The organism is Rubrivirga sp. (assembly GCF_049648075.1).
In the GTDB taxonomy this organism is placed as follows: domain Bacteria; phylum Bacteroidota; class Rhodothermia; order Rhodothermales; family Rubricoccaceae; genus Rubrivirga.
Window position 1 is genome coordinate 1 of record NZ_JBARYR010000323.1, and the last position, 8,507, is coordinate 8,507.

At 68.5% G+C, this 8,507-nt stretch carries 7 protein-coding genes; 2 read left to right on the forward strand and 5 right to left on the reverse strand.

All coding sequences use genetic code 11. The features are described 5' to 3' along the window. Positions 1-83 precede the first annotated feature (83 nt). Together WBA11_RS09685 and WBA11_RS09690 are read left to right on the forward strand one after the other, a co-directional pair. Positions 84-998: a DivIVA domain-containing protein gene (locus WBA11_RS09685; protein ID WP_424520496.1), complete on the forward strand. Its 915-nt coding sequence runs from the start codon at positions 84-86 to the stop codon at positions 996-998. A gap of 88 nt (positions 999-1,086) precedes the next feature. Next, a complete protein-coding gene (locus tag WBA11_RS09690) occupies positions 1,087-1,923 on the forward strand; it encodes a purine-nucleoside phosphorylase (protein ID WP_424520497.1) in 837 nt (278 codons plus the stop codon). Positions 1,924-1,984: 61 nt separating this feature from the next. Here WBA11_RS09690 and WBA11_RS09695 read toward each other — a convergent pair whose 3' ends face one another. From WBA11_RS09695 to WBA11_RS09715, 5 genes are all read right to left on the reverse strand, one after another. Further along, entirely contained in the window at positions 1,985-2,569 is a 585-nt protein-coding gene (locus WBA11_RS09695; RefSeq protein ID WP_424520498.1) for a signal peptidase II, read from the reverse strand. A gap of 82 nt (positions 2,570-2,651) precedes the next feature. Continuing rightward, complete coding sequence (gene ileS, locus WBA11_RS09700) at positions 2,652-5,984, reverse strand: isoleucine--tRNA ligase (RefSeq protein WP_424520499.1); 3,333 nt, start codon at positions 5,982-5,984, stop codon at positions 2,652-2,654. A 90-nt stretch (positions 5,985-6,074) separates the two neighbouring features. After that, complete coding sequence (locus tag WBA11_RS09705) at positions 6,075-6,641, reverse strand: Uma2 family endonuclease (RefSeq protein WP_424520500.1); 567 nt, start codon at positions 6,639-6,641, stop codon at positions 6,075-6,077. Positions 6,642-6,707: 66 nt separating this feature from the next. Beyond that, positions 6,708-7,625 carry a DMT family transporter gene (locus tag WBA11_RS09710; RefSeq protein ID WP_424520501.1) on the reverse strand — a complete coding sequence of 306 codons (918 nt, stop codon included), beginning with the start codon at positions 7,623-7,625 and terminating at the stop codon, positions 6,708-6,710. A 146-nt stretch (positions 7,626-7,771) separates the two neighbouring features. Next, on the reverse strand, positions 7,772-8,275 hold the full coding sequence (locus tag WBA11_RS09715) for an FxsA family protein (RefSeq protein ID WP_424520502.1): 504 nt from the start codon (positions 8,273-8,275) through the stop codon (positions 7,772-7,774). Positions 8,276-8,507 lie beyond the last annotated feature (232 nt).

An 8,507-nucleotide genomic window follows, 5' to 3' on the forward strand; every position in this document is an offset into this window, starting at 1 on the left:
GATCCGCCCCGGCCCGACGGAGCCGAGCGCCGCCCCCGCCGCCGCGTTCGGCGGCCAAGCCCGTCCGCACCCACTGATCGGTCATGAACCTCACGCCACTCGACGTCCGGCGGAAGCAGTTCGACAAGGGCTTCCGCGGCTACGACCCTACCGAAGTCGATCTCTTCCTCAAGCAGATCGCCGACCGCTTGGAAGACCTCCAGGAGGACGCGCGCCGTGCCGAGGAACGCGTCCGCGAGATTGAAGGCAAGCTGGTCCACTACGAGAAGGTGGAACTCGCCTTGCAAGAAGCCCTCGAGTCGGCTCGCGAGACGGCCCGCCGGTCGGAGGCGTCGGCGGAGGAGAAGGCGCGGCTGATCGTCCAGGAGGCGGAGCTGCGCGCTCAGAAAATCGTCCAGGACGCCGACCACGAGCGCCACGGGATGCGCCAGGACCTGATCCGGCTCAACAGCCGCCAGACGGAGGTCGCGGCCAGGCTGCGGGGGTTCTTGCTGTCGGAGCTCGAGGTCTTGGCCCAGTTCCAGGGCGACGATCCGGTCGGGTTCATCAAGCTCCAGCCGTCCGGCCAGACGCCCCTCCCCGCGCCGCACCAGCAGCTCGACGCCGGCCGGCCCGCGCCGCCCCCGGCTCCCGAGCCGACCTCGATGCCGGACCTCGACGCGTCGATCGAGGCCGTCACTGACGCCGAGCCGTCCTGGCCCTCGACACCCACACCGGACACGTTCGAGCCCGCCGATGCCGAACAAGCTCCGCCGCCTGCGTCCCTGGATCCCGAGTCCACCTCGGACCCCGAGCCCGAACCGCCCTCCAGCGTCTACGCCCCGGCAGACGAGTCCTTCGAGGAGCCGGCGCCACCTCCAGCGCCCGACCCGCCGCGTCCTCCGGCCGTGACCGGTGGATGGGACCTCCGCTCGTTGGTGACCGGCGAGGAAAGCAGCGTCTCGGCCTCCGACGAGGAGCGCGAGCGGATCCGCCGCATCCTGGACGAGCTCGACTGATCAAGGCGGACCCGTCTCCGTCCTCGAGGCCGTCGTCGATTCGGTCGCGCCCTCGAGGACGTCTCTCTTCTTGCTTGTTGCTACCCGAATGACGCCCGACATCGACACCGCCCAATCCCTGGTTCAGACCGCCGCCGACACGCTGCGCGCCCGCATCGGGGACGGCGCCCGCGTCGGCCTCATTTTGGGAACGGGTCTGGGGAAGTTGGCCGACGAGATCGAGGTTCGGGAGTCGGTCCCGTACGGAGAGATCCCGGGCTTCCCGCTCTCGACCGTTGAAAGCCACCACGGGCGCCTGATCGCGGGCACGCTGCGCGGCGTCGAGGTGGTGGCGATGCAGGGGCGGTTCCACTTGTACGAAGGCTACAGCGCGTGGCAGGTCACGATGCCCGTCCGCGTGTTGGCAACGCTGGGCGTCGAGACCCTCCTGATCTCGAACGCGGCCGGCGGTATGAACCCGCTCTACCGACGTGGCGACCTGATGCTGACGACGGACCACATCAACCTGCAGGGCGTCAACCCGCTGACCGGGCCGAACGTGGACGCGTGGGGGCCGCGCTTCCCCGACATGAGCGAGCCGTACGATCCCGAGCTGCGGGCCACGGCCGAGGCCGCCGCTCTCGAGCGCGGTGTCCGGCTGCAACAAGGCGTCTACGTCGCCGTCGAGGGACCCAACCTCGAGACGCGCGCCGAGTACCGCTTCCTGCGCCAGATCGGCGCCGACGTCGTCGGCATGAGCACGGTCCCCGAGGTCATCGTCGCCCGGCACCACGGCGTGCGCGTCATGGCAATCTCGGTGATCACCGACGAGTGCTTCCCGGACGCCTTGGAGGCCGTGTCCATCCCCGAGATCCTGGCCGCAGCCGCCGAGGCGGAGCCGACCTTGACGGCGCTCATGGGCGACGTGGTCGCGTCGCTGGCCTAGAGGCGTCCTCGAGGACGAGTCCGCGAGAGACAGCGACTCGAGGGTCACGCTTGGAGACGATCTACGCCGTTGGCTCCACGACCGGCTCGGTCGCCGCACCCTTGACGCGCGCCTCGGCCGCTTCGTGGAACCGGTTCTGCGTGATCAGGATGCCTACGACGCCGGCGATGATGGCCAGGTCCGCGATGTTGCCGATCGGGAAGAGGGCGATCGTGCGGTCGAAGATCTCGCCGCGCCAGACGTCGAAGTGGACGAAGTCGACGACGCAACCGTAGAACAACCGCGACAGGCCCGGATCGGACGGCGCGCACTCGCCGAACGCCATCCCGTAGAACGTCCGGTCGATCACGTTCCCCAACGCGCCGCCGAGCACCAAGGCGAGCGACAGCCGGTAGCCGTAGGGCGCCCACGGGATCCGCCACAGGTACACGAGGATCAGGATCGTAGCCGCGATCGAGAACAGCGTCAGGAACAGCTTGCTCCCGATCGAGAGCCCGAACGCCATCCCCGGGTTCTCGGTGAACGTGAGCCGAAACAGCCGCCCGATCACCGGGATCGACTCGCCCAAGACCATCTCGGACTTGACGACGAGCTTCGTGATCTGGTCGACGACGACGATGAGGGCGGAGACCCAGAGGACGCGCATAGGGAAGGTTCAGAGTTCGGGGTTTGCAAGGCCAAAGATCGGGCTCTCGGGCGACGAACCCTGAACCCTGAACGATGAACCTCTACACGCGACGGACGCCGACGGTCAGGGTTTCGCCGCCGATCTCGACGTCCTGCACCAAGTCGCCCGTCGGCTCGTCCTCGAGGACGAGGGACGTCGCCAGGGTCTCGGAGGTGATCGTCTCGGCGAAGCCGGCGTCTTGGAGGACGGCCCGGCCGCCGTTCGGCGCGGCCACCTCGAGGGCAATCCGGTCCGCGACCTCGAAGCCGGCCTCCTTACGCAAGTTCTGAACGCGGTTGACGAACTCGCGCGTGAAGCCCTCGGCGCGGAGCGCGTCGGTCAGCGTCGTGTCGAGCGCGACGGTCACGGTGCGCGTGGCGCCGGACGCGTCGGTCGCGGTCTCCTGGCGCACGGCGCGGCCTTGGACGCCTTCGGAGACGACCTCGAAGTCGCCGGCCTCGAACGTGAGCGGCCCGCCGGGGAGGTCGAGCGTGAGCGAGCCGTCCGCTTCGTAGCGGGCGACGTCGTCGGAGGTCAGGTCGCGGATGGCGGCGTTGGCCTCCTTCATGCGCTTGCCCAACCGTCGGCCCAGGGCCTTGAAGTTGGGCTTGGCGCTCTTGGAGACCACGCCCGAGTCGCCGGCCGCGGTCTCGAGTGTCTTGACATTGACCTCGTCCAAGATCACGCCCTCGACGGAACGCAGCACGTCCTCGTCGACGCCGCCGGTGCCAGTCACAACCAACAGCGAGCCCAACGGCTGGCGGACGTTGATGCTGGCCTCGTTGCGCAACGCCAACGTCGCCGTCGTGACGGCGCGGGCGAGCGCCATGCGGGCCTCGAGGTCGGCGTCGCGTTTTTCGTCCTCGAGGGCGGGCCAGTCGCGCAGGTGGACGGACGTCTCGTGGCCGAGGACGCCGTGGAGCCACTCGGCCACGAACGGGGCGGTCGGCGCCATCAGGCGGGAAACGACCTCGAGGCACTCCCACAGCGTATCGTAGGCGGCCTGCTTGTTTTGTTGAACGTGCGATGTAGAAGGTTGAATGTCTACTGCCTCGCCACCTTCAACATTCAACTCCGCACGCTCCACCTTGTCCCAGAAGCGGCGGCGCGAGCGCCGGAGCCACCAGTTCGACAAGTCGTCGACGAACGACTCGACGGCGCGCGCGGCGCGCGTCGGGTGGTAGCCCTCCAAGGCGTCGGTCGCCTCGAGGACGGTCGACTGGAGCCGGCTCAGGACCCAGCGGTCGAGCTCGGTCCGGTCCTCAGCCTCGAGGGCGTTCTTCGCGTCGTACGTGTAGCCATCGAGGCCGGCGTAGGTCGCGAAGAAGCGGTAGGTGTTAACGAGCGTCCCGAAGAACTTGCGGGCCGTTTCCTCGACGGCGGCGTCCGAGTACCGCAGGTTCTCCCAGGGCGGGCTCGAGGCCATCATCGACCACCGGATCGCGTCGACGCCGTGGCGCTGGATCGCGGCGAAGGGCTCGACGGCGTTGCCCTTCGACTTCGACATCTTGTTCCCCTCGGCATCGAGGACGAGACCGTTGACGACGACGTTCTTGTAGGCCACGCGGTCGTCCACGAGCGCGCCGATCGCGTGCATCGTGTAGAACCAGCCGCGCGTCTGGTCCACGCCTTCGGCGATAAAGTCGGCCGGGACGTTGGCGTTGAACCGGTCGACGTTCTCGAACGGGTAGTGCCACTGGGCAAACGGCATCGCGCCCGAGTCGAACCAGACGTCGATGAGGTCCGGGACGCGGCGCATCGTTCCGCCCTGGCCGTCGGGCCACGTTAGGGTGTCGACGTACGGGCGGTGGAGGTCGAGCTCGCCGCCCTCGCCCTCGAGGCCGAGGCGAGGGTTGAAGGCGGATTCGGGGATCTCGCCGCCGAGCTTCTCGCGCAGCTCCTCCACGGAGCCGACGACCTCGACGACCTCGGGATCGCGGTCGCTGACCCAGATGGGGAGCGGCGTGCCCCAGTAGCGCATCCGCGAGATCGCCCAGTCCACGTTGCCCTCGAGCCACGCGCCGAACCGGCCCGTCCCGATGCCCTCGGGCTGCCAGTTGATCGTCTTGTTGAGCTCGACCAGCCGGTCCTTGATCTCGGTCGTGCGGACGAACCAGCTTTCGACCGGATACTGCATGAGCGGCGTCCCCTTGCGCCAGTCGTGGGGGTAGTTGTGGACGTAGCTGTCCTCGCGGAACAGCAGGCCGCGTTCCTTGAGGTCGCGCAGGATTGGACGGTCGGCGTCCTTGAACCACATCCCGCCGACCAACGGGAAGCCTTCTTGGAAGACGCCGTCGGGGCCAATGGGGTTGATGGTCGGCAGGCCTTCTTTCTGACCCGTCGCGTAGTCGTCCATGCCGAAGGCCGGCGCCGTGTGGACGATGCCGGTTCCGTCCTCGACGGTGACATAGTCGGCCGCGACCACGCGCCAGGCGTCGCCGGGCTCGTCGTCATCTTGGAGCACCTCGGCGAGTCCGCTCAAGTCGCGGTTGTCGTTGTACGGCGGCACGTACTCGATGCCGACGAGGTCAGAGCCCTTGCACCGGTCGACGATCTCGGGGTCCTCGACCTTGAGCTTGCCCAACAGCCGCTCGGCGATCCAGACAAACTCGTGTCCGGTTTCGCCCGCCTCGTCCGGCATCGAGGTCAACCGGACCTTGACGTAGTCGATCCTCGGCCCGACGACCAAGGCCGCGTTCGAGGGCAGCGTCCAGGGCGTCGTGGTCCAGGCCAGGAACGACGTCGAGGGCGTGTCGGCGACGGGGAAACGGACGGTCACGGAGACGTCCTGGACCTCCTTGTAACCGAGGGACACCTCGTGCGAGGACAGGACGGTCCCGTTGGCCGGGCTGTACCACTGGATCTTGAAGCCCTTCGACAAGAGCCCTTTGTCCCAGATCCGCTTCAGCAGGTTCCAGACGGACTCGATGTAGTCGGTCTCGAACGTGACGTATGGGTCATCGAGGTCGACCCAGTAGCCCATGCGGCGTGTCAGGTCGTCCCACAGGTCCTTGTACTTGAGGACGCTCTCGCGGCAAGCCGCGTTGTACTCGGCGACGCCGAACGCCTCGACGGCGTGCCGGCCCTCCAAGCCGAGAGCTTTCTCGACCTCGATCTCGACGGGGAGGCCGTGCGTGTCCCAGCCCGCCTTGCGGTCGACGCGGAAGCCGCGCATCGTCTTGTAGCGGCAGAACAGGTCCTTGATGGTCCGCGCCATCACGTGGTGGATGCCGGGCTTGCCGTTGGCGGTCGGCGGGCCTTCGTAGAACACGAAGTGCGGGGCGCCTTGGCGGAGGGCGAGCGACTGCTCGAAGGTGTCCTCGGCCTGCCAACGGGCCAGGACGGTTTCCTCGACGGCGACGGGGTCGAAGCTCTCGACCTCGGGATAGGACATGGTGGGGCGCGGCTGCGGGAGCGCGGAAGCTAGCCGCCGACCCCACGCGCGGCCGTGAAGCGCGCTCCGATTCCGTCCTCGAGGTCGAGCCTACGCGTCCTCGAAGCCCGTCACGTCACGGTACAAGTCCTCGACCTCGAGGTCGACGCCGACGGACCGGAGCGAGGCCACGCCCTCGAGGGCGCCCGACAGCGTCCAGCCATCGTCGGTGCGGCGGACGACCTCGACGTGGCGGCGTTGCGAATCCACCAGCAGGACGTCCTCGACGCTTCGATAGAGCGCCAGCTTTTCTCCGTAGTCGTAGGACCGCGTCGAGGGTGACAGGACTTCGACGATCAGGACCGGGTCGAGAAGCGTGATCTTGCGGGTCGAGCGGAACGTGCCCGGGCCGCGCGTGACGGACAAGTCGGGGTAGACGTACTCGTCGCCGCTGATCTGGACGCGCATCGCCTCGGAGCGGACCTTGTACTCTGTCCCACGAAGCTCGGCGTAGAGCAGCGAGCCGAGGGCGATGATGATCTCGGCGTGGGCGGACGTGCCTCCTGACATGGGGAAGACCTCTCCAAAGTGGAACTCGTGACGCTCGGTCTGCGAGGCTTCCCACTCGAAGTAGTCCTCCGGCGACATCGTCAGAGTCCTGGGAGCAACGACAGGCATGAGGTCGGGGGCGGGCGTCCTCGAAGATAGGGGACCGGCCTCGAGGCTGAACGCGCGCCCGTCCCGCTACCCGCGCCGGACCACCAGCAACACGCTCGAGACAACCAGTGCGGCGCCGGCGATGCTCAGCGCGTCCACGCCGTCGCCCAGGAACAGCGCGCCCCAGGCGAAGGCGAGCACGACTTGGACGTAGCCGATGGCCGACGCCGTCCCGGCCTCCAAGCGGCGCATCCCCTCGGTGAGCCCGACCTGACCCATATGCGTCGTCAGGCCGATGCCGAGCAGAAGAATCCAGTGCCAGCCCGTGGGCCAGACCCAGCCGCCGAGGGCGAACGGGATCGCGCCGGCCATCCCGACCCACGAGAGGTAGAAGATGATGACCATCGGCCGGTCCGTCGCGCGGAGCTTGCGGGTGAACGTGTACGCGAGCCCGGCCAGCACCGCCGCTCCGGCAACAGCGGCGACGCCGATCCCGTCGAGGGCGACGCCGCCGAACAGGAACGACGGGCGGGCGACGAGCGCGACGCCAGCCATCGACAAGACCGCGCCCAAGAGCACGAGGGGCCGCAGGCGCTCGCCCAGCAGGACAGCCGCGGCGATGGCGGTCCAGACGGGTGCCGTGTATTGGATCGTGACGGCGTCACCGAGCGGCAGTCGCGCGATGCCCAGATAGAAAAGGCTCAGCGCGACGGCGCCGAACGTGGCCCTCAGCATCAGCGTCGTCCGGTCGACGCCGAGCGGGGACAAGCCGCTCCGCCGGATGGCGGCATACGTGATGACGGTCATTACGAGTGACCGCGTGAACACCAGCTCCATCGTCGGAAACGTGGTCGAGGCGATCTTGACCAGCAGGCCCATCAGGCTGAAGCCGAGCGCGGCCACCAGCATGTAGATCACGCCATGCTTCCGGTCGCGGGCCTCGGCCTCGAGGTCGGCCGGGGCGACGGCGGCGGGGGCGGAGACCGGGGGGGCGTGCGTCGGCATGAGAGCGCAACGGACCGGGCGCCGGGCTGTTCGTCCTCGAGGGCGCTTTCGCTCAGCCCTCACCGCCCGTACCGCGGAGCCTCACAGAGGGCAAGAGGGATGAGGCAAGCGGTCGCGACCTCGAGGGCGAGTGTTCCTCTTGCCTCCTACTGTTGCCCGCTTCCGTCGTCGATGATCTCGGCGTCCTCGATGATCGGCGGGGGCGGGACGCCAAACGGGTTAGCGGGGCGAGCGCCGCCGTCGCCGCCGAAGACGACCCCGCTGTGGACGACGTTCATGCGGCCGGTCAGAATGGACTTCTCGAACCGAGCGCGCAGCCAGCGATGAGCGACCGCCCTCGAGGGCGGAAGCAGGCCCAGAAAGCCGACGACGTCAGTCAGGAAGCCGGGCGTGAGCAGGAGCGTGCCGGAGACGAGGATGACCAGGCCGTCGATCAACTCGGGGCCGGGGATGCCGCCGGTCGTCATCTTGGTCTGGACGCGGCGCCACGCGGCGACGCCCTCTCGCTTGGCGAGCCATGAACCGAGGGCCGCCGTTAGCACGACGATGGCGATGGTCGGCCAGAACCCGATGCGCCCGCCGATCGAGACCAGCAGGGCGAGGTCGACCATTGGGACGACGAGGAAGAGCAGGAACAGGCGACCGAACACGGCGGGGCGGGGAGTGGCGTCGCGTACGAGAACGCGCGGCCGGGGGTTCAGCGTGCCGTCCTCGAGGGAGGTTCATCCTCGCCCTCGAAGACGCTAAGTAGGTCTTTCAGTCTCCTGGCCCGGCGCCAACGGCTGCTCGAAGGCGCACGTCGCGACCCGGTCGGCGAGGGGGGCACGCGCCCGGTCCGAAGCGAGCATCCGGGGCCGCGTCGCACACGGCGCGCGCCTCGTC

Excerpts from the sequence above, each read along its gene's own strand:
- WBA11_RS09685 (WP_424520496.1), top strand. The coding sequence starts at position 84 with ATGAACCTCACGCCACTCGACGTCCGGCGGAAGCAGTTCGACAAGGGC.
- WBA11_RS09690 (WP_424520497.1), top strand. The coding sequence starts at position 1,087 with ATGACGCCCGACATCGACACCGCCCAATCCCTGGTTCAGACCGCCGCC.
- WBA11_RS09695 (WP_424520498.1), bottom strand. The coding sequence starts at position 2,569 with ATGCGCGTCCTCTGGGTCTCCGCCCTCATCGTCGTCGTCGACCAGATC.
- ileS (WP_424520499.1), bottom strand. The coding sequence starts at position 5,984 with ATGTCCTATCCCGAGGTCGAGAGCTTCGACCCCGTCGCCGTCGAGGAA.
- WBA11_RS09705 (WP_424520500.1), bottom strand. The coding sequence starts at position 6,641 with ATGCCTGTCGTTGCTCCCAGGACTCTGACGATGTCGCCGGAGGACTAC.
- WBA11_RS09710 (WP_424520501.1), bottom strand. The coding sequence starts at position 7,625 with ATGCCGACGCACGCCCCCCCGGTCTCCGCCCCCGCCGCCGTCGCCCCG.